The 20,853-nt window shown below is 36.6% G+C and carries 19 protein-coding genes; all 19 read right to left on the minus strand.

The window, feature by feature from the left end:
- Positions 1–39 precede the first annotated feature (39 nt).
- On the minus strand, positions 40–795 hold the full coding sequence (gene hisF, locus BUL40_RS07275; protein ID WP_080318698.1) for an imidazole glycerol phosphate synthase subunit HisF: 756 nt from the start codon (positions 793–795) through the stop codon (positions 40–42).
- A 14-nt stretch (positions 796–809) separates the two neighbouring features.
- Positions 810–1,583, minus strand: a complete 774-nt coding sequence (locus tag BUL40_RS07280) for a 1-(5-phosphoribosyl)-5-[(5-phosphoribosylamino)methylideneamino]imidazole-4-carboxamide isomerase (protein ID WP_080318699.1) — start codon at positions 1,581–1,583, stop codon at positions 810–812.
- Between the two features lie 28 nt (positions 1,584–1,611).
- A complete protein-coding gene (locus BUL40_RS07285) occupies positions 1,612–2,031 on the minus strand; it encodes a GNAT family N-acetyltransferase (protein ID WP_080318700.1) in 420 nt (139 codons plus the stop codon).
- 2 nt (positions 2,032–2,033) lie between these two features.
- Entirely contained in the window at positions 2,034–2,612 is a 579-nt protein-coding gene (gene hisH, locus BUL40_RS07290; RefSeq protein WP_080318701.1) for an imidazole glycerol phosphate synthase subunit HisH, read from the minus strand.
- Positions 2,609–3,745, minus strand: a complete 1,137-nt coding sequence (gene hisB / locus BUL40_RS07295; RefSeq protein WP_080318702.1) for a bifunctional histidinol-phosphatase/imidazoleglycerol-phosphate dehydratase HisB — start codon at positions 3,743–3,745, stop codon at positions 2,609–2,611. Before hisB ends, hisH begins: the two co-directional genes overlap by 4 nt.
- The gene (hisC, locus tag BUL40_RS07300) at positions 3,746–4,792 is read right to left on the minus strand and encodes a histidinol-phosphate transaminase (protein ID WP_080318703.1); all 1,047 of its coding nucleotides are present in this window, start codon (positions 4,790–4,792) and stop codon (positions 3,746–3,748) included.
- A gap of 2 nt (positions 4,793–4,794) precedes the next feature.
- Positions 4,795–6,081, minus strand: coding sequence for a histidinol dehydrogenase (hisD, locus tag BUL40_RS07305; protein WP_080318704.1), 1,287 nt, complete (start codon positions 6,079–6,081; stop codon positions 4,795–4,797).
- A gap of 1 nt (position 6,082) precedes the next feature.
- The gene (gene hisG / locus BUL40_RS07310; protein ID WP_010517058.1) at positions 6,083–6,937 is read right to left on the minus strand and encodes an ATP phosphoribosyltransferase; all 855 of its coding nucleotides are present in this window, start codon (positions 6,935–6,937) and stop codon (positions 6,083–6,085) included.
- Between the two features lie 218 nt (positions 6,938–7,155).
- The gene (locus BUL40_RS07315) at positions 7,156–7,971 is read right to left on the minus strand and encodes a prohibitin family protein (RefSeq protein WP_010517060.1); all 816 of its coding nucleotides are present in this window, start codon (positions 7,969–7,971) and stop codon (positions 7,156–7,158) included.
- Positions 7,972–7,981: 10 nt separating this feature from the next.
- Positions 7,982–10,003: a hypothetical protein gene (locus BUL40_RS07320; protein ID WP_080318705.1), complete on the minus strand. Its 2,022-nt coding sequence runs from the start codon at positions 10,001–10,003 to the stop codon at positions 7,982–7,984.
- Positions 10,004–10,015: 12 nt separating this feature from the next.
- Positions 10,016–10,762 carry a 3-oxoacyl-[acyl-carrier-protein] reductase gene (fabG, locus tag BUL40_RS07325; protein ID WP_080318706.1) on the minus strand — a complete coding sequence of 249 codons (747 nt, stop codon included), beginning with the start codon at positions 10,760–10,762 and terminating at the stop codon, positions 10,016–10,018.
- Positions 10,763–10,839: 77 nt separating this feature from the next.
- The gene (locus BUL40_RS07330; protein ID WP_080318707.1) at positions 10,840–13,800 is read right to left on the minus strand and encodes a M16 family metallopeptidase; all 2,961 of its coding nucleotides are present in this window, start codon (positions 13,798–13,800) and stop codon (positions 10,840–10,842) included.
- An 89-nt stretch (positions 13,801–13,889) separates the two neighbouring features.
- Positions 13,890–14,762: a succinate--CoA ligase subunit alpha gene (gene sucD, locus BUL40_RS07335; protein ID WP_010517068.1), complete on the minus strand. Its 873-nt coding sequence runs from the start codon at positions 14,760–14,762 to the stop codon at positions 13,890–13,892.
- Between the two features lie 62 nt (positions 14,763–14,824).
- Complete coding sequence (locus tag BUL40_RS07340) at positions 14,825–15,760, minus strand: UDP-3-O-(3-hydroxymyristoyl)glucosamine N-acyltransferase (RefSeq protein WP_080318708.1); 936 nt, start codon at positions 15,758–15,760, stop codon at positions 14,825–14,827.
- Between the two features lie 9 nt (positions 15,761–15,769).
- Entirely contained in the window at positions 15,770–16,336 is a 567-nt protein-coding gene (gene efp / locus BUL40_RS07345) for an elongation factor P (RefSeq protein WP_010517072.1), read from the minus strand.
- Between the two features lie 6 nt (positions 16,337–16,342).
- Positions 16,343–17,128: an acyl-ACP--UDP-N-acetylglucosamine O-acyltransferase gene (lpxA, locus tag BUL40_RS07350; RefSeq protein ID WP_010517074.1), complete on the minus strand. Its 786-nt coding sequence runs from the start codon at positions 17,126–17,128 to the stop codon at positions 16,343–16,345.
- 3 nt (positions 17,129–17,131) lie between these two features.
- Positions 17,132–18,538: a bifunctional UDP-3-O-[3-hydroxymyristoyl] N-acetylglucosamine deacetylase/3-hydroxyacyl-ACP dehydratase gene (locus BUL40_RS07355; RefSeq protein ID WP_080318709.1), complete on the minus strand. Its 1,407-nt coding sequence runs from the start codon at positions 18,536–18,538 to the stop codon at positions 17,132–17,134.
- Positions 18,525–19,556 carry a UDP-3-O-(3-hydroxymyristoyl)glucosamine N-acyltransferase gene (lpxD, locus tag BUL40_RS07360; protein ID WP_080318946.1) on the minus strand — a complete coding sequence of 344 codons (1,032 nt, stop codon included), beginning with the start codon at positions 19,554–19,556 and terminating at the stop codon, positions 18,525–18,527. Before lpxD ends, BUL40_RS07355 begins: the two co-directional genes overlap by 14 nt.
- 23 nt (positions 19,557–19,579) lie before the next feature.
- On the minus strand, positions 19,580–20,806 hold the full coding sequence (locus BUL40_RS07365; RefSeq protein ID WP_080318710.1) for an HD domain-containing protein: 1,227 nt from the start codon (positions 20,804–20,806) through the stop codon (positions 19,580–19,582).
- Positions 20,807–20,853: the final 47 nt, after the last annotated feature.

Genomic DNA, 20,853 nt, shown 5'->3' on the forward strand with positions numbered 1-20,853 from the left:
TTTATATAATCTTTTTGAATTTACATAGTATGTGAACCATCAAATCCGTACGGGTATTCCTTCTTTTTCTAATTGTTGTTTTAAATCTGGAATGGCTATTTCTTTAAAGTGAAATACACTAGCCGCTAAAGCTGCATCTGCTTTACCTTTTATAAAGGTATTTGTAAAATGAGAAACCGCTCCCGCACCACCAGAAGCAATTACAGGAATGTTCACCAAACTAGAGAGTTTTGCTAATTCCCCATCAGCAAAACCATTTTTAGTGCCGTCATGGTCCATGGAGGTAAACAGAATTTCGCCAGCGCCACGCTGCTCTACCTCTTTTGCCCAGTCAAACAAATCCAATTCCGTAGGTACTTTACCGCCTACCAAATGCACTTTCCAGCCATCATCGGTTTTACGGGCATCTATGGCCACAACAATACATTGCGAACCAAATTTGGCAACCAACTCATTGATTAAATCTGGATTCTTAACCGCTGAGGAATTGATAGAAACTTTATCAGCGCCGTTTTTAAGTAAGATATCCACGTCTTCCACGGAAGAAATTCCACCCCCCACAGTAAAGGGAATATTTAATTTTTCGGCAACATTGTAAACTAGTTCGGCTAAAGTTTTACGTTTTTGTTCAGTAGCAGAAATATCGAGAAAAACGAGTTCATCTGCACCCTCATCCGCATAACGCTGTGCCAATTCTACAGGGTCACCCGCATCACGTAAATCCACAAAGTTGACACCTTTTACGGTTCTACCGTCTTTTATATCTAAACAGGGTATAATTCTTTTTGTAAGCATAATTTATATCGTTATTACAACGAAAGAATATATCCTTCCAATTGTTTTAAACTAATTCTATTTTCATAAATGGCTTTGCCAATAATTACTCCTTCACAGCCTATTTCTTTTAATTTTGGAAGCTCATCAAAAGTAGAAATGCCACCACTGGCAATCAATTTTATTTGATGCTCAAAATCTTGTACACCACTACCCGTAATTTCTGTTGTTACCGTTTTTGTTTCTTTTAATATTTTCTGATACAAATCAAATGCCGGCCCTTGCAACATGCCATCTTTCGAAATATCTGTACAAATAACATAAGATATGCCCTTGGCTTGATATGCTTTTATAAAGGGAATTAATTCTTGGTCCGATTCTTCTTGCCATCCAGAGACCGCAATTTTCTCATTATTGGCATCCGCACCGAGAATTATTTTATCGCTACCATGTTGTTTGATCCACCCTAAAAAAGTGTCAGGGTCTTTAACCGCAATACTACCACCAGTAATTTGATTTGCACCACTTTCAAAGGCAATACGTAAATCTTCATCTGTTTTTAATCCGCCTCCAAAATCTATTTTTAAATCAGTTTTTGTTGCAATTTGTTCTAATACCTTATGGTTTACAATATGCTTGGACTTAGCACCATCTAAATCCACCAAATGTAAGTATTGAATTCCGTGATCTTGAAACTCTTTAGCTACTTCTAGCGGATTCTCATTGTATATTTTTTTGGTGTCATAATCACCCTTAGACAAGCGAACACATTTACCGTCTATAATATCTATTGCTGGGATTATTCTCATTTTTTATAGTATTAAGTACTTAAAACAGCTAATCTAATTTTGCCTTATCTATTGCCATCCATAATTCTGAATTGCCTACAGATTTAAAACCATATTTTTCATACAGTTTATGCGCATCTTTAGTTTTAAGACTAATGGTTAGTACATTTTTTAGGCTATCATCTTCTAAAATATGGGCAACTAGCCATTTGCCCAATCCTTTACCTTGATATCCATCAAATATGATAACGTCCATGATATAAGCAAAAACAACTTGGTCTGTTAGTACTCTTGCAAAACCTACCTGTTCCATATTATTGTTGTAAACACCAAAGCAAATCGTGTTTTCAATGGTAGTTTTAGTTTGCTTTTCGGTTCTATATCCACCCCAATACGATGTTTTTATCGTCTTATGGATTTTATCGAATTGCAATAAATTCTTATCCTTGGAAATGGTGTAACCAATCATAACTAGAGACTCAGGAAGTTATTAAGTATTTGAGCGCCATATTGGCCCGACTTTTCTGGGTGAAACTGCACCCCGTAAAAGTTGTCTTTTGCCAAAGCTGCTGCGTATTCTAGTCCGTAGGTACAGGTAGCTATGGTTTCCTCACACTTTGGAGCATAAAAACTATGAACCAGATATATAAAATCGTTTTCCAAATTTTTAAACAAGGGCGACTGCAGATTTTCAATCTTATTCCACCCAATCTGAGGTACTTTTACATTAGAATCAAACTTAATTACATCCACGTCAAATATGCCCAACCCCTTAGTATTGCCTTCTTCCGAAGCATTACACATAAGCTGCATACCCAAGCAGATACCCAAAACAGGTTGTTTTAGGGTTGGAATAACAGTGTCTAAACCGCTTTCTCTTAGCTTACGCATAGCGGAACTTGCTTCCCCTACTCCAGGAAAAATAACTTTTTCTGCCTTACGGATAACTTCTGGGTCATTACTTAGCACAGCACTTACCCCCAAACGTTGAAAGGCAAATTTGATGCTTTGTATATTCCCAGCTCCATAATCTATGATTACCAAACTCATAACATTCCTTTTGTAGATGGTAAAATCATTTTTTCTTTGTCTTGTTTTACCGCCATTTTTATAGCCTTTGCCAACGCTTTAAAGATTGCCTCTATTTTGTGGTGCTCGTTGGTACCTTCTGCCTTAATATTTAAATTCGCCTTTGCACCATCTGTAAACGATTTAAAGAAATGATGAAACATTTCTGTTGGCATATCTCCTACCTTTTCTCGTTTAAAATCGGCTTCCCAAACCAACCAATTTCTACCACCAAAGTCTATAGCTGCAGAAGCCAAACAATCGTCCATAGGCAAACAAAATCCGTAACGTTCTATGCCCAACTTATTTCCTAGCGCTTTGTGGAAGACTTCGCCTAGGGCTATACCGGTATCTTCAATGGTGTGGTGTTCATCTACCTCCAAATCACCATTCACTTTTATATCCAAGTCCATTTGACCATGGCGTGCAATTTGGTCTAACATATGGTCAAAAAACTTTAAACCAGTATCTATACTAGCTTTACCAGTACCATCTAGATTTACTTTAATATGAATTTTGGTTTCCTTGGTTTCTCTTTTTATTTCGGCAACTCTATCTTGTACCTTTAAGAACTCATAAATAGCTTGCCAATCATTGCTTTCTAAAGCAATGTAGTCATCCAAATCTTTACGGTCTACTGTAATTTCGCCAGTACCCAAATTGGTGTTATCATTGATAAAAATACCCTTTGCACCTAAATTTTTTGCCAACTCCACATCGGTTAGCCTATCTCCTATTACAAACGAATTTTCTAAGTCGTACGCATCAGAAAAATATTCCGTTAACATTCCAGTGCCTGGTTTACGGGTATCTGCATTTTCATGCGGAAAAGTTCTATCAATATAAACCGCATCAAAGTGTACGCCCTCATTTTCAAATGCCGTGATGATAAAGTTATGCACGGGCCAAAATGTATCTTCAGGAAACGCTTCTGTACCCAAACCATCTTGATTGGTTATCATGACCAAGGTATAGTCTAACTCTTTAGCAATTTTACCCAAATAGGTAAACGCTTTAGGATAGAAAATCATTTTTTCAAAGGCATCTATTTGCTCATCAACAGTTTCTTTGATGATGGTGCCATCACGGTCTATAAATAATACTTTTTTAGCCATTTATAGGGCTTTAAGGGTTGAAATTAGTTTGTCGTTCTCTTCTATTGTACCAACGGTTAGTCTAAGCGTATTTTCGCACAATGGTTGTGTACTCCGGTTTCGTATTACGATTCCTTTTTCTAACAATTGGTTGTATCGCTTATTGGCATCATCTACTTTAATTAAAATGAAATTAGCGTCGCTATCATAAATTGTTTCGATGTACGGAATTGTAGCTATGGCTTCTGATAATCGCTTACGTTCTTTAAGTAAGGTTTGCACCTGCTCTTTTACCGTTTCATAATTCTCCAAAGCTTCAAATGCCTTTTGTTGCGTCAATTCATTTACGTTATAGGGCGGTTTAATTTTCTTTAAAACCGCTATGATTTCTTCCGAAGCAAAACACAAGCCAAGACGAATACCCGCCATAGCAAAAGCTTTGGAAAGTGTCTGTGTTACAATAAGATTAGGGAAATCGTTTAAACGAAAACTCCAACTACCATTTGTTGCAAAATCGATGTAGGCCTCGTCTACAACAACTAATCCAGGAAACTCAAACAACAAGCGTTCTATCGCTTCAAAATCAAAACTATTTCCGGTTGGATTGTTTGGGGTGCACAAAAATAACAACTTGGTATTTTCATCTGTAGCAGCCAAAATTTCATCCACATTGGGTTGAAACTTATCTGTTAGCAGTACTTCTCTATTCTCAATATTGTTGATACCAGAAAGCACCTTGTACATACCGTAAGTTGGTGGCAAGGTTATAATATTGTCTTTCCCTGGTTCACAGAAAGCTCTAAAAATTAAATCGAGTACTTCATCGCTACCATTACCTACTAAAATCTGACAGGCCTCTACTTGCTTTACCTTAGAAATCAGTTGTTTTAAATTACGCTGGTGTGGATCTGGATATCGATTTAAACCATTTTCAAACGGATTTTCATTCGCATCTAAAAAAACCATCTGTTCACCAGAAGAAACATACTCGTCTCTAGCAGAAGAATATGGTTTTAATGCCTTTACGTTTTCACGAACCAACAGGTCCAAATTAAATAGTGTATTCATTCCTATTCCTCTAGAGCTTTAAGGCGCAAGGTAACCGCATTTTTGTGTGCTTGTAACCCTTCTGCTTCTGCCATTAATTCTATACTTTTTCCTAGTTTTTTAATCCCTTCCTTGCTCAAACGTTGGAACGTCATGCTCTTAGTAAAACTGTCAAGATTAACCCCACTATATTGCTTAGCATAACCGTTAGTTGGTAAGGTATGGTTGGTGCCAGAGGCATAATCTCCCGCACTTTCTGGCGTATAATTGCCTATAAACACAGAACCCGCATTATAGGTGTTTTCTACATAAAAATCTTCATTTTCTACACAAACAATGTAGTGTTCTGGTGCGTATTGGTTGATTATAGCCAACGCAGTTTCATCATTATCTACAATAATTAGCTTGCTATTTTCGATTGCCTTTGCTGCAATTTCTTTTCTTGGCAAAACCGCCAATTGCTTTTCCAATGCTACAGTAACCTTAGAGGCAAAGGCTTCTGATGTGGTTACCAAAACCACCTGACTATCCACCCCGTGTTCTGCCTGACTCAATAAATCTGAAGCTACAAAATCGGCATTTGCAGTATCATCTGCCACTACTAACAATTCGCTAGGACCTGCCGGCATATCTATACTTACTCCAAATTTGGTTGCCATTTGTTTGGCAGTGGTTACGTATTGGTTCCCAGGGCCAAATATTTTATACACCTGTGGCACGCTCTCCGTACCAAAGGTCATTGCACCAATAGCTTGTATACCACCAACCTTTACAATTTTGGTAACCCCGCATAATTGAGCAGCAAATAAAATAGCAGGATTCAATTTCCCTTCTTTATTAGGCGGGCTACATAGTACAATTTCTTGACAACCTGCAATTTTTGCAGGTAGGGCTAGCATTAAAATGGTAGAAAACAAAGGTGCTGTGCCACCAGGAATGTAAAGACCAACTTTTTGTATAGCTCGTTTTTCTTGCCAACAGTCTACACCTGGCATGGTAGTAACCGCTACGCGTTCTGTTTTCTGTGCTTGGTGAAATGCTTCAATATTAGCTTTAGCAACTTTAATCGCCTCTTGCAAATCTGTTGAGACCAAGGATACACCCTCTTTAATTTCTTCTTCAGAAACCAATAAGTTATCCAGATTGGCACCATCAAATTTTTGAGTGTACGCCTTTAAGGCTTCATCTCCTTGGTCTTGAATAGCATCAAAAACCTCTTTTACAATGGGCTCTAAAGCTTCATAAGATTGTGTAGGTCTTGCTAAAATGGTAGCCCATTCACTTTTAGGCGGATTTGTATAACTTTTCATTTTAAAGCACCATTTTTTCTATAGGACAAACTAAAATACCTTCTGCCCCAGCCTGTTTTAATTCGTCTATAACTTCCCAAAAAGTATCTTTATTAATCACTGTGTGTACAGAGCTCCAACCCTCTTCTGCCAAAGGCAAAACCGTAGGGCTACGCATACCTGGTAAGATGTTGAGTATTGTATCTAAACTATTATTAGGTACATTCATTAAAACGTACTTGCTCTGCCTTGCTTTTAAAACGGATTGAATACGAAATAATAATTTATCTAGAATAACCTTGCGTTCGTTATCAATCTTTGGAGAAACCGCTAAAACTGCCTCACTCTTTAGTAAAACTTCAACTTCTTTAAGATTATTCTTGAACAACGTGCTACCACTAGAAACAATATCACAAATAGCGTCTGCAAGACCAATATTTGGTGCAATTTCTACAGAACCATTAATTAGATGAATATCCGCATTAATTCCATTTTGCTCTAGAAATTTATTTACGGTGTTTGGGTATGAGGTAGCAATACGTTTACCTTCAAAATCTTTAAACGAAGTGTACTGTTTACCTTTAGGAATAGCCATACTTACCTTGCATTTAGAAAACCCTAGTTTTTCCGCTACGGTAATGCCTTCCCCTTTTTCAAACAGTACATTTTCACCAATAATTGCAATGTCTACCACACCATCTTTAAGGTACTGTGGAATATCTCCGTTACGCAGGTAAAAAACTTCCATAGGAAAATTACGGGCAGAGGCCTTTAATTGGTCTTTACCATTATCTATGGATACGCCGCAATTCTTTAAGATATCTAGAGAATCTTCATTTAAACGGCCGCTTTTTTGAATAGCAATTCTTAGTTTCATTTTAAGTTTACGTGTTTCGCTTTACGCTTGTTTTACTTTTCTTTTTCAGTTATAGACATAAAAAAACCCGTTTGAATGCTCAAACGGGTCTTTATTATTTTGATATACACAAAATACAGTTACCTCGCTTGAGCGATTGTAAAAGTATGATGATGTACATGGTTTCTTTTCATAATGCATCAAAAGTAAAACGAAAATCTTTTACAAAAAAGAAAATTTTAGTTATTTCCTAAAATTAATGGTAAACCATCGTCTCCAGAACCAACTACTACCACTTTAGAATTAGGGCTTTTAGCTAATTCTAACGTGGCTTCAATTCCTTTATCCTGTAGAATTTTATCTGTTAAAGAAGCGCTTAAAATTTTATTAGCGTCTGCTTTACCTTGAGCTTCTATACGTTGACGTTCAGCTTCTTTTTCCGCGGTTACCAATCTAAACTCGTACTCTAAAGATTCTTGCTCTTGCTTTAATTTACGTTCTATTGCGTCTTTTATTGTTGGTGGCAAGGTAACATCACGTACCAAAATTTCATCTAGCACAATAAATTGCTTGTCCACAATTTTTTTAGTTTCCTCAAAAATTTCACGTTGTATGGCATCTCGCTTACTAGAATACAATTGTTCTGGTGTATAGCGGCCTACAACACTTCTTGCCGCAGAGCGTATGGTGGGTAAAATAATCCGTTGCAAGTAATCTTCGCCAATTTCTTGGTGTAATTTACCTAAATTAACAATATCTGGTTTGTACCAAGCAGAAGCATCTAACTGAATATCTAATCCGTTAGAAGAAAGTACTTTCATTTTTTCAAAAATCTCTTGTCTTCTTACTTCATAAACATAAACTTTGTTCCAAGGAGCTACTAAGTGAAACCCTTCTCCTAAAGGCGGTTTTTCTGTTACTACACCACCTCCAAAGGTTTGATAGAGCACACCCGCCTCTCCCGATCCAATGGTAATGGCAGATTTTGATATTAATATGATTAACAAAATAATTGCGAATACCACAGGTAAGGCAATCTTGGGTAATTTATCCATAATTAAAATATTAAAGTAATCCGTTGTATTTTCTAATAAACCATTCTGCTGTCAACGTTATACATAAAATAACCAGCAGCCATTTAAAACCTATTAAAGGTACTACATTTTTAGTGCTTCTCTGAATTGGTTTAAAGCTATCATCTTCTAAAAGTTGTTCTTTTAGATTGGCAAGCTGATTGGGATAATAGACTTTTCCGTTATTATTGTTTGCAATTTGGGTTAACCTGGTTTTATCCGTAGTATTTACTTGCGCTTCTAAACTAAACATGGAAATCTTAAACGATCCAGAAGTTGATATCCCCTCTTTTTTTTCTTTGACGGTAAACGTATAATCACCGGCTTCCAGATTACTTAAATCTACTTGATAGCTTGAGTTTTTTAGCACAAAAGGCGTTTTTTGGCTAAAACCATCTGTTGTTCTGCTTACCGTAATCTCTAATTGCGCTTTTTCATCAAAACGATATGTTTTGTCATAAAATGTTGCAGAAATAAGCGCTTGTTTAGGCGTGGGAAAAACTTTGTCATAATTTAATTGGAGCCTGTTTTTCTGTTGGCTGGAGGAAAGATAAAAAGCTATTTTCCCCATAAAGCTATCAAAAGATGTAAAGTCGTTTTCGTTTCTATAAGTTTGCATACGCCATTTCCAAATATCCGAAGCAAACAAAACCGCTACTTTATGTTCTCCCGTAAAAAAGGCTAACAATGGGTCTTTTAAATCAATTCCTCTGATTTTTTGAAAAAATAATATTTCATGTGGATCGGTAATTAGAATATCTCCTAGCTCACCTGATAAAGGTGGATAGTTGGTGGGAGTGAAATCAGAAACGTCAAAAAGTGAAAATCCTTGGTTGTCCGAAGCAAAAATTGCCTCCTTTTGTCCCAAATCTTCTTTCTCGAAACCTAGGTTTAACTTATTTACTCCATTCCAATCTGTATTTGCTCCAAAGATGAAAAAGCTGCCTACAATTTTGGATTTTGCATATTCGACAACACGCTTATCGCCAGCTCCAATTTGATAAAAAATGAACAAATCTATATCTGCAAGCTTTTCGTCTGTATACGGCTTATCTAAAAACAATACTTCTCGTTGTTTATTGGCCTCTATACTTGTCTTTAGCGTTCCTAGATCTGGATGTTTATAATCTGATATGATACCAACCTTAGTACGTTCATCTATAACCTCTACGGCCGTTTCCAAAGAATTATTTGTTAGATTTTTCTCATTTAAGGAAGAAGAGACGGTAACTGCAATATTTTTGATTCCAGCGCTAGCGGCCTTAAGCGTTGTACTAAAATTTTTCGTACTATTATTTTTATCTAGGGTGATATTCTTTTTAGCAACCTCTTTATTGTTCATAGTTACACGAATAACAGCCTTAACAGGTTGTTTACCCGTATAAGCAATATTAGCTTCTAAAGGAAATTGATTGCCAACAAACGAATAGTCATTGGCAAATAGGGAAACAACATTTAAATCGTCATACTGGGTGGTATCTCCTATAGCAATAGCATCTAAGCTAAAATTTTCGCCTAATTGTAGGTACTGGTATTCTTCACCGATATTTTGTATACCATCTCCAAACAATACTATTTTAGTTTGCTCTGTTGTATAAATCTGTTCTATATTTAGTAAGGCACTAGCAATATCAGTGGTTTCGTCTGTAAAGCTAATAGAGTCCAGTTCTTTAAAATCAGCACCGTATGTAAAAGATTTTATTGTAAAGCGCTTATCTACCTTTGCATCTTGGCTTAGGTCATTGTAGACTTTTAAAAGCTCTTGTTGATAAGGCTTAATGGATTCAGAATTATCTACTAGTAAAAAAAGATTGGGTTTAATTATAGTATTGCTTGTACTATTAAATTTTGGATTTAATAATAATAAAAAGACGGTCAACAGACTTACAAAACGCAAAACGGCCAAGATGTTCTTCCATCTAGACCGTTTTTCCTTGTACTTATATTGAAACACCGAAATTGCAAAAGCCAAAACACTAGCTAAGATTATAAGCAATACGGTATAACTATTCATAGTTTAGCTATTTTAGGTTAGCATACCTCCATCTACATTTAATACTTGACCGGTAACATACGCAGAAAGATCTGACGCAAAAAACAGGCATGCGTTAGCAACATCGTCAGGAGAACCACCTCTTTTTAAAGGTATGCCATCTCGCCAACTTTGAACTGTTTTTTCATCTAGTTTTTCGGTCATTTCTGTTTCTATAAAACCAGGGGCAATAGCATTACAACGTATGTTTCTAGAACCTAATTCCAAGGCTACTGATTTGGTAAATCCAATCATACCAGCTTTAGATGCAGCATAATTGGTTTGCCCTGCATTACCTTTTACCCCAACTACGCTACTCATATTTATAATAGAGCCCTTACGCTGCTTAAGAAAAGTACGTTGTACCGCTTTGGTCATGTTAAAGACAGATTTAAGGTTTACTTCTATAACCTTGTCAAAATCTTCTTCACCCATACGCATCAACAAATTATCTTTGGTTATACCTGCATTATTAATCAATACATCTATACCGCCAAAATCTGATAAAACATCTGCTACTAATTTTTCCGCTTCTGCAAAATCGGCAGCATTACTTTTGTATGCCTTAGCCTTAACACCTAAGCCAGTTAATTCTTTTTCTAATTCTAAAGCAGGTGCCTCACTTGAGCTAAAAGTAAATGCCACATTGGCTCCATGATTGGCAAAAACTTCAGCAATACCCCTACCAATACCTCTACTGGCCCCGGTAATGATTACATTTTTATCTTGAAGTAATTTCATTTGATATGATTTTAGTTGGTGGACAAATATATCAATTAAAAACCCTGTTAAAAAACAGGGTTTTAAAGAAATAAAAATTAGTTTTTTATAGGAGGTGGCGTTTCAAAATTGAACAAATAGTCTACGTCTAATTCTTTTACCTTGCCTAATTTCTCTAACGCCTTGACATCCAAATCTTTCTTATTACCAACAACAAGAATGTTATAGTCTGTCTTTGCTATATTATCTGTAAAGAAAGTAGATAGATCTTCAAGCTCCATTTGTTGTACTTCATTATAAATGGCCTTGGCGTTATTCTCTGTTATACCACGCTTTTTTAATGATTCATAATTCCAGAAAATATCTTTATCCAATACTCTTTCTGCTGCCATTTTATTTAATGTCGCCTCTTTTGCCGCATCAAAATTTGCTTGCACTTCGGGCATTTTTGTCATTAAATCTAGCATAGCATCTACGGCCTGATTTAACTTATTGGCCTGTGTGCCAATGTAGGCATACGTGTAATTGGGCTCTCCTTTTTTAGAAGCTAAACTATGTGCCGCAAAAGCTGAATAAGCCAAGGATTGAGATTCCCTAATTTCCTGGAACACAATAGAAGATAGACCCGAACCAAAATAAGAATTGAACACTTGGGCTTTTGCCATTTGGTCCGCGTTGAATGTATCTCCTTTTCCTAAGAATACCATTTCTGCTTGTACCATATCATAGTTGGTAAAGAACACATTATCCCCAGTTGCAACCTTAGTATATTCTTTCTTAGCAGGATAGTCTTTTAATTCACTTACCTTATGGTTTTCTTGGATTGCTACTTCTGCCTCTGCCAAATCTTTGCCATAGTAGAAGAAACGATGCTTATAATCCTTAAGACCTTTAATAATTGCTACCAATTCTTGAGGATTCATTTGTTTCAATTCTGCAATGGTAAAAATATCCCTTGTAGGGGAATCTTCACCATATTGCCCATAATTGAACAATCCGTTCCATAAAATAGCTCCTTTATTAGACTTGGTATCCTCCCTTCCTTTAGCAATTTTTAGCACATACTTATCATATGCATTCTGGTCTGGCACTGCATTGGTCCATAAATTTTCTAGTAATTGCAAGCCTTTGCCTAAATTTTCCCTTAATCCATTAAGATATATGACCGTTTGTTCTCCCCGAGTTCGAACACCGTATTCCACACCCAGTTTATAGAATTCTTTGCTAATCTCTTCTGCAGACAATTCATCTGTTCCCAAATATTCCAAATAATTTAAGGCGATTGGTAATTTTTTATCATGCTCGCTACCCATATCAAAAATGATATTCAGCTCCATTAAATCGTTCTTTTCATTGGCAACATAAGAAAGTGGCACATTATTTACCTCACTATTGGTTATTGCTTTTTCATAATCGATAAAAACAGGTTCTAAATTGGGCATTTGTATACTATCTAATTGCACAAAAAAATCTGACTTTTTATCCCTATTTAATTCAACTGGAGTAATACCGGGATTCTCTACTTTAACCACATTAGACGGTTCTCCTTGTCTCTTATATACCACCACATAATTGTCCTTATAAAAATCGTTTGCATACGCTACTAATTCTTCCTTAGTAACTTTTTTCATTTTATCTAAAAGAGCAAGCCTATCTTCCCAATCCTGAAAATGTACAAAAGACTGTACCAGTTCATAAGCAACATTAGATGCTTCCTCAAAGTCTTTCATTTTCTTAAGTTTAAGGTCATTAACCACAGCATCCGTTAACCAATCGTCAAAATTACCCTTCTTTATTTCGTCTAATTGCGAAAGAATTAATTCTTCTACCTCTTCTAATGTTTGTCCAGACTTGGGGTTACCGTAAAAAACGTGCATCCCGTAATCGTTCAAAAATTGTGTATAGCTACCAGACTGTTGAACTTTTTGTGCTTTATTTAAATTTAAATCCATTAGACCTGCAGTAGAATTATTTAAAATCATATCAATCATCATGATTTTAATTTCATCTTCTGTCCCCATAGCTGGAGTTCTAAATGCAATGTTTATGCGTTCACTTTCTGGCCCAAACACTTCTCGTTTAACAACACTAGTTAAAGGGTCTTCCGTAGGTCTTTCTGGATGGTTAACCTCTTTATACTTCATTTTGCCAAAGGTTTCGTTTACCATTTTAATGGTATTGTCAAAATCCAAATCGCCCACCAAAATAACGGCCATATTATTGGGAACGTAGTAGGTATTAAAATAATCTCGAATTGCTACCATGGACGGATTTTTTAAATGCTCAGAGGTGCCAATAGTAGTTTGTTGTCCGTAGGGGTGTTTAGGAAAAAGAGCATCGTTCATTGCAAAGCTAGAACGTCTAAAGTCATTGTCCTGACTTCGGTTAAACTCTTCATAAACCGCTTCCAACTCGGTATGGAAAATGCGTAATACCAATTCACCAAAGCGTTCACTCTCCAACAACAACCATTTTTCTAGTGCGTTGGAAGGTATTTTATTGGTATATACGGTCTCTTCGTGCCAAGTCCAAGCATTTGTACCTTGTGCGCCATAGGAGGCCACCATTTTATCATATTCGTTAGCAATGGATACGGTAGAAGCTTCGTAGGATACTTTGTCTATTTGCTTGTAAATTTCCTTTTTCTTTTCTTCATCGTTTTCCGCTTTATGCAATTCGTATAAATTAGCAATAGAATCTAGCAGTACTTTTTCTGTTTTCCAATCCGAAGTTCCAAATTTAGATGTTCCCTTGAACATCATATGCTCTAAGTAATGCGCCAAGCCCGTATTATCTACGGGGTCATAGACCGATCCAGCCCTTACTGGTACAAATGTTTGAATTTTTGGTTCCGATTTGTTTTGGCTTAGATAAACGGTTAGGCCATTTTCTAATTTGTAAATACGTGTACCAGTGGGATCATTACTAACGGTTGTGTAAGAAAATCCATTTTGATCCGTTTGCTCGCTTACAGCAAAATCTTGTTTTTCAGTTGTTTTTTTACAGGATTGGAGCGCGACAAAAGCCGCAACCATTCCTAAGAAGAGCGTTTTTTTCATAATAGTTTGATGATTGTTGATTGACATAAAAAAAGCCGTAGAAAAATGTCCTACGGCTTTAAAATACTTAGAAGGAAGTTGTTACACAATTAACTTACCACTTCTTTAACTTTTTTACCTATTTCCGCAGGGGAATCTACTACATGAATTCCACAATCTGCCATAATTTTTTTCTTAGCTTGTGCAGTATCATCACTACCACCTACAATTGCACCAGCATGCCCCATAGTTCTACCGGCAGGAGCAGTTTCACCAGCAATAAAACCAACAACTGGTTTTTCACTTCCGCTCTCTTTATACCATTTAGCAGCTTCTGCTTCTAATTGACCGCCAATTTCGCCAATCATAACTACACAATTGGTTTCTGGATCATTAACCAGCATTTCCAATGCTTCTTTAGTTGTAGTACCAATTATTGGATCACCACCAATTCCAATAGCAGTAGATATACCCAATCCTTGACGTACAACTTGATCAGAAGCTTCATATGTTAAAGTACCAGATTTAGATACGATACCTACACCACCTTTTTTAAATACAAAACCAGGCATAATACCAACTTTAGCTTCTTCCGGCGTAATTACACCTGGACAGTTAGGACCTATTAACCTACAGTCTTTACTTTGAATGTAATCATATGCCTTAACCATATCGGCAACTGGAATACCCTCTGTAATGGTAATAATTACTTTAATACCTGCATCTGCAGCTTCCATAATAGCATCAGCAGCAAATGCCGGTGGTACAAAAATAATAGTGGTATCCGCACCAACTTTCTCTACTGCTTCTTCAACTGTGTTAAATACCGGTTTACCAAGATGCTCTTGACCACCTTTTCCTGGAGTTACACCACCAACAACATTGGTACCGTATTCTATCATTTGCTCTGCATGGAAAGTTCCTTCGCTTCCTGTGAAGCCTTGAACAATTATTTTTGAGTCTTTGTTGACTAGAACGCTCATATTATCTTGTTTGTAAGTTGTACAAAAATATGGTATTACCTATGAAAAATAAAGTATCCCTTTTAAATGTTTTTTAATTTTTGAATGATTCCTGGTATTTGCTTCACATGTGCCAATTGTTTCAGCTTTTCCCGGGCCTCCTCTACGGGGCTTCCAAAATAGGTCTTATGTCCTTCAAGAGATTTGGAAATTCCAGTTTGGGCCAAGACTACGGCCTTGGTTCCAATAGTTATACCACTGGTAACACCAACTTGCCCCCATAACGTAACTTCATCTTCTATAACCACACAACCAGCAATTCCACATTGGGAAGCAATTAAGCACTTTTGTCCTATAACCGTATCATGCCCTACCTGTATTTGATTGTCTAACTTGGTGCCTGATTTAATGGTAGTATCTCCTGTAACGCCGCGATCTATGGTACAACCTGCCCCAATGTCAACATTATTTTCAATCACAACCCTACCTCCAGAAAGTAATTTATCAAAACCTTCTGGCCTTTTTTTGTAGTAAAAAGCATCTGCACCTAACACCGTTCCAGCATGTATGGTAACATTATCCCCAACAACACAATCATCATAAATGGCAACGTTGGCCTGTATTAAACAGTTTTTTCCAATTACTACATTATTACCAATAAATACGTTGGGCTGCACAATAGTACCGGCACCAATAACAGCGTTGTCCGCAATGTTTTTATTTGATTGATTAAACGGTTTAAAATATTGGGTTAACTTATTAAAGTCCCTAAAAGGGTCATCAGAAATTAAAAGTGATTTCCCCTTAGGACAGTCTACCTTTTTATTAATAAGTACAGTAGTGGCATTAGATTCCATTGCCTTATTGTAATATTTAGGATGGTCTACAAAAACAATGTCCCCCTTCTCCACCACATGAATTTCATTCATGCCCGTAATGGGAAAGTCTTCTGGACCTACATACTCCGCATTAATTAGCTGAGCAATTTCTCCTAAATTATAGGTTTTTGGGAATTTCATTTAAGCCAATTATTCTTTAGCTCGTTCCATATAGGCACCTTTTTCAGTGTCTATCTTTATTTTATCTCCTTCATTGATAAATAAAGGAACATTGATACGAGCACCCGTTTCTACCGTTGCCGGCTTAGTAGCATTTGTAGCCGTATTACCCTTAACCCCTGGCTCTGTATGCGTTACTTCCAAAACAACACTGGCAGGCATATCTACAGATAATGGCATTTGATCTTCTGCATTAAAGATGATAGTAACCACTTCACCTTCTTTTAATAAATCTGGCGTATCCAAATTATCTTTTTGCAGGGCAATTTGGTTATAATCATCCGTATTCATGAAATGAAAGGTGTCACCTTCTGGATATAAAAATTGATACGATCGTGTTTCTACTCGAACATCTTCTATTTTATGCCCGGAAGAAAAAGTATTATCTATAACCTTGCCCGAAGTAACACTCTTAAGTTTTGTTCTAACAAAAGCAGGTCCCTTACCTGGTTTTACGTGCAAAAACTCTATGATTTTATAGATATCATTGTTGTAACGGATACATAACCCTTTTCTAATGTCTGATGTACTTGCCATATTCTATTAATTGTTGCTAAAATAACCTTTCATGATTCCTCGTTGTGAATCACGGATAAATTGAAGTATTTCATCTCTTTCTGGAGTTGCCTCCATCTCTGCCTCTATAATTTCCGCAGCTTGAGAATTATTATAATTTCCTTGATATAAAATTCTATAAATGTTTTGGATTTCACGTATTTTTTCTGCGGTAAAACCTCTTCTACGCAATCCTATTGAATTAATGCCAACATAGGAAAGTGGTTCTCTAGCGGCCTTAACAAAAGGGGGTACGTCTTTACGAACTAAAGAACCTCCCGTAACGAACGCATGATGCCCAACAGACACAAATTGATGTACGGCAACCATACCTGCCAGAACAACGTTATCTCCTATGGTTACATGACCAGCAAGTGTAGAGTTGTTACTAAACACACACCCATCTCCTACCAAACAGTCATGGGCAATATGGCTGTAGGCCATTATAAGGCAATTGTTTCCAATTACCGTTTTCATACGATCTGTGGTACCTTTATTTATAGTTGCACATTCTCTAATTGTGGTATTATCACCAATATGCACCGTAGTTTCTTCTCCTTGGTATTTTAAGTCTTGTGGCATAGCCGAAATAACGGCACCAGGAAAAATGTTGCAATTTTTACCGATGCGCGCCCCTTCCATTATAGTTACATTGGAACCAATCCAAGTACCTTCACCTATGGTGACATTATTATGAATAGTGGTAAAAGGCTCAATTACAACGTTTTTGGCAATTTTTGCCCCAGGATGTACATATGCTAATGGCTGATTCATCTCTTAATTTCCTTTAGTTTTTACAATTTGGGCCATTAACTCTGCTTCCGATACCAACTTGCCATTGGCGTAAGCATAGGCTTGCATATGGCAAATTCCCCTACGAATTGGTGATATTAAATCACATTTAAATATTAACGTATCTCCTGGTAAAACTTGTTGCTTAAACTTAACCTTATCTATTTTCATGAAGAAAGTTAAATAGTTTTCCGGGTCAGGCACCGTACTTAGTACTAAGATACCACCTGTTTGCGCCATTGCTTCTACCTGTAGCACGCCCGGCATAACCGGAGCACCAGGAAAATGCCCAACGAAAAAGGGCTCGTTCATGGTTACGTTTTTAACACCTACTACATGCTTATCTGACAATTCCATGATTTTATCTACCAACAAAAATGGTGGCCTGTGTGGCAACATATCCATGATTTGATGAATATCCTTCACAGGCTTTGCGTGCAAATCAATATCCGGAACATTATTTCGCCTTTCTTGCTTAATAATTTTCTTTAGCTTTTTGGCAAATTGAGTATTTACAAAATGTCCTGGCTTGTTGGCTATTACTTTACCTCTTATTGGAGTACCTATTAAAGCAAGGTCTCCAATAACATCTAAAAGTTTATGCCTGGCTGCCTCATTAGGTTGATGCAGGGTTAGGTTATCTAAAATACCGTTTGGCTTAACCGACAGTTTTTCTTTGTCAAAAGCTTTTTCGAGCTTTTTCATGGTGCTTTCAGAGATTTCTTTATCTACATATACAATAGCATTGTTTAAATCTCCTCCTTTTATCAAACCATGCTCCAACAGTGCTTCCAACTCATGCAGAAAGGAAAAAGTTCTTGCATAGGAAATCTCCTTCTTAAAGTCTGACATCTTTTCCAAAGTGGCATTTTGGGTACCTAAAACCTTGGTACCAAAATCAACCATTGTAGTAACTTGATATGTATCTGATGGAATAATAGTAATTTCACTTCCGGTATTTTCATCACGGTAAGAAATAACATTTTTCACCACATATTCGTCTCTTTCGGCGTCTTGTTCTACGATACCGGCTTCTTCTAAAGCTTCTACAAAATATTTAGAAGAACCATCCATAATTGGTGGTTCAGGAGCGTTTAACTCTATAAGTACGTTGTCTATACCTAAGCCTACCAAGGCTGCCAATACATGTTCTGAAGTCTGTATTTTAACACCTCTTTTTTCTAAATTAGTACCCCTTTGGGTATTTACTACATAGTTGGCATCTGCCTCTATAATAGGTTCTCCTTCTAAATCTACACGTTTAAAAGCGAATCCCATGTTTGGCTCTGCAGGTAAAAACGTCATAGTTACATCTTCACCGGTATGTAGACCAACACCTTTTAGGGTAATTGGTTTAGATATTGTTTTTTGTTTTGTCTTAATGACTTCCATTTTGTGTTCTCTTTTCTAATTCAGAAATCTTTTGAACTATTTTTGGTAAATTTTTAAAGTGTACATAAGACTTGTTGTAATCACCATAATTTAGTGCTGGTGAACCTTGTAACACTTCATCATCTTTTATATTGCGTCCTATACCAGACTGTGCTTGTATTTTAACCCTGTCTCCAATTACAATATGGCCTACAATACCAACTTGACCACCAATTAAGCAGTGTTTTCCAATCTTTGTAGACCCAGCAACCCCCGTTTGTGCAGCAATCGCCGTATGTTCTCCAATTTCTACATTATGGGCAATCATTATCTGATTATCCAATTTTACTCCATTTCTAAGGATAGTAGAACCTAAGGTTGCCCTATCTACGGTTGTGCCCGCTCCAACGTCTACATGATCTTCAATGATAACGTTGCCGGTTTGTGGCACCTTTTTGTAAACACCGTTTTCATCTGGAGAAAAACCAAATCCGTCTGCTCCAATGATGGCTCCACTATGTATAACACATTCCTTACCAATACTACAGTCAGAATATATTTTTGCTCCAGCAAAAACTACACTGTTATCGCCTATGGTTACATTGTCTCCAATGTATACATTAGGATATATTTTAACATTATTGCCAAGTTTAACGTTCTCTCCTAGATATGCAAAAGCCCCTAGGTAAATATCGGTTCCATAGGTGGCACTTTCTGCAATGTAGGATGGATTTTCAACGCCTACTTTATTGTTTTTAACTTGATTGTAATATTCCAGAAGTTTGGAAAATGCATTGTACGCGTCCTCAACCTTAATAAGTGTAGTACTCAAATCTTGCTCTGGTTCAAAGTCTTTATTAACTATGGTAACCGATGCCTTTGTACTATAGATATAATGGGTATATTTTGGATTTGCTAAAAAGGTTAAAGAACCATTTTCCCCTTCTTCAATTTTAGAAAGTTTATGAACGGTGATTTCAGGATTACCTAGAACCTCTCCTTCTAAAATGCCGGCTATTTGAGTGGCTGTAAATTTCATTGCCGCAAAAGTAAGAAAATTTGTTATACGCTTATCTTTGGGTAACACGCATAGTATTTGGTAACTTTTTCAGAAAGTGCCGCCAAATTAAAGTGGTCCGATGCTTTTGCAACGTCTACCAACTTTCCGTTTTTGGAAAGAATATGAATGTTTTCATTTTCTATGTTATAGGCCTGATTACCCACAGCCCCCGTGAAAACCAAATAATCTACTTGTGAATCATCTAGATTAAATTCTTTTTTTACCAATTCTCTTTTGTGATTAAGTTTTGCTTGATTAAACGGCTTATTCTTGACTTTTACCTTCAATAAATTCCTGTTCAAAATAATTTTTGATAATTCCGAAAGGATAAAATCCTCATGAAACTGCCAACCTTTAAGAGCAGCCAATACATCTACATCGTCTAGTTGGGTAAACATTAACAAAGCATCTTGATCAAGTAGGGCATCTTCTTCTCTGGTTATAAAAAACTCTAGCGTTTTAGAAATATTTAGTGGAACGCCACTAGCTGCAAGTTCTCTTGCTCTGTTCAAAATACGCACCAAAAGCTGTTCTGCCGCTAAGCTTGTTTTATGCAAATAAACCTGCCAATACATAAAACGACGAGCCATCAAGAATTTTTCCACAGAATACAGTCCTTTTTCTTCAACAACTAACTCATTGTTTTTTACATTAAGCATGGTAATTAATCGTTCAGAACTTATATTACCCTCGGTGACTCCTGTGTAAAAACTATCCCTTCTTAAATAATCCAACCGATCCATGTCTAATTGACTGGATACTAGCTGATTTAAAAATTTCTTATCGTGCTTATTTTGAAATATTTGAATTGCCAATGTTAATCGTCCATTGAATTCTTTATTCAACTCCTCCATTAATCGCAAAGAAAGACTTTCATGACTATGACCCAAAACTAAAGTGTGTTCTAATGCATGAGAGAAGGGGCCATGACCAATATCATGTAATAAAATGGCACACAACAGTGCGTTTTCTTCTTCTTGAGAAATAGCAACTTGCTTAAATCGGAGAATTTCAATTGCCTTTCGCATAAGGTGCATGCAGCCTAAAGCATGATGAAACCTAGTATGGTGCGCTCCAGGATACACCAAATAAGATAGCCCCATTTGACTAATACGCCTTAATCTTTGAAAGTAAGGATGAGCTATTAGGTTGAAAATAAGTTCGTTAGGCGTGCCTATAAACCCGTAAATTGGGTCATTAAATATTTTGAGCTTGTTGGTCTGTGCCAAGGTTTATATTTTTACCTAACAAAGATAACACACTCCTTTAAATGGTT

It is taken from the genome of Croceivirga radicis, from assembly GCF_002072105.2.
In the GTDB taxonomy this organism is placed as follows: Bacteria; Bacteroidota; Bacteroidia; order Flavobacteriales; family Flavobacteriaceae; genus Croceivirga; species Croceivirga radicis.

Coding starts and splice junctions, on each gene's coding strand:
- hisF (WP_080318698.1), bottom strand. CDS start 795: ATGCTTACAAAAAGAATTATACCCTGTTTAGATATAAAAGACGGTAGA.
- BUL40_RS07315 (WP_010517060.1), bottom strand. CDS start 7,971: ATGGATAAATTACCCAAGATTGCCTTACCTGTGGTATTCGCAATTATT.
- sucD (WP_010517068.1), bottom strand. CDS start 14,762: ATGAGCGTTCTAGTCAACAAAGACTCAAAAATAATTGTTCAAGGCTTC.
- BUL40_RS07340 (WP_080318708.1), bottom strand. CDS start 15,760: ATGAAATTCCCAAAAACCTATAATTTAGGAGAAATTGCTCAGCTAATT.
- hisB (WP_080318702.1), bottom strand. CDS start 3,745: ATGGCTAAAAAAGTATTATTTATAGACCGTGATGGCACCATCATCAAA.
- BUL40_RS07320 (WP_080318705.1), bottom strand. CDS start 10,003: ATGAATAGTTATACCGTATTGCTTATAATCTTAGCTAGTGTTTTGGCT.
- hisC (WP_080318703.1), bottom strand. CDS start 4,792: ATGAATACACTATTTAATTTGGACCTGTTGGTTCGTGAAAACGTAAAG.
- BUL40_RS07330 (WP_080318707.1), bottom strand. CDS start 13,800: ATGAAAAAAACGCTCTTCTTAGGAATGGTTGCGGCTTTTGTCGCGCTC.
- BUL40_RS07355 (WP_080318709.1), bottom strand. CDS start 18,538: ATGGAAGTCATTAAGACAAAACAAAAAACAATATCTAAACCAATTACC.
- BUL40_RS07285 (WP_080318700.1), bottom strand. CDS start 2,031: ATGATTGGTTACACCATTTCCAAGGATAAGAATTTATTGCAATTCGAT.
- hisH (WP_080318701.1), bottom strand. CDS start 2,612: ATGAGTTTGGTAATCATAGATTATGGAGCTGGGAATATACAAAGCATC.
- lpxA (WP_010517074.1), bottom strand. CDS start 17,128: ATGAATCAGCCATTAGCATATGTACATCCTGGGGCAAAAATTGCCAAA.
- efp (WP_010517072.1), bottom strand. CDS start 16,336: ATGGCAAGTACATCAGACATTAGAAAAGGGTTATGTATCCGTTACAAC.
- hisG (WP_010517058.1), bottom strand. CDS start 6,937: ATGAAACTAAGAATTGCTATTCAAAAAAGCGGCCGTTTAAATGAAGAT.
- hisD (WP_080318704.1), bottom strand. CDS start 6,081: ATGAAAAGTTATACAAATCCGCCTAAAAGTGAATGGGCTACCATTTTA.
- fabG (WP_080318706.1), bottom strand. CDS start 10,762: ATGAAATTACTTCAAGATAAAAATGTAATCATTACCGGGGCCAGTAGA.
- lpxD (WP_080318946.1), bottom strand. CDS start 19,556: ATGAAATTTACAGCCACTCAAATAGCCGGCATTTTAGAAGGAGAGGTT.
- BUL40_RS07280 (WP_080318699.1), bottom strand. CDS start 1,583: ATGAGAATAATCCCAGCAATAGATATTATAGACGGTAAATGTGTTCGC.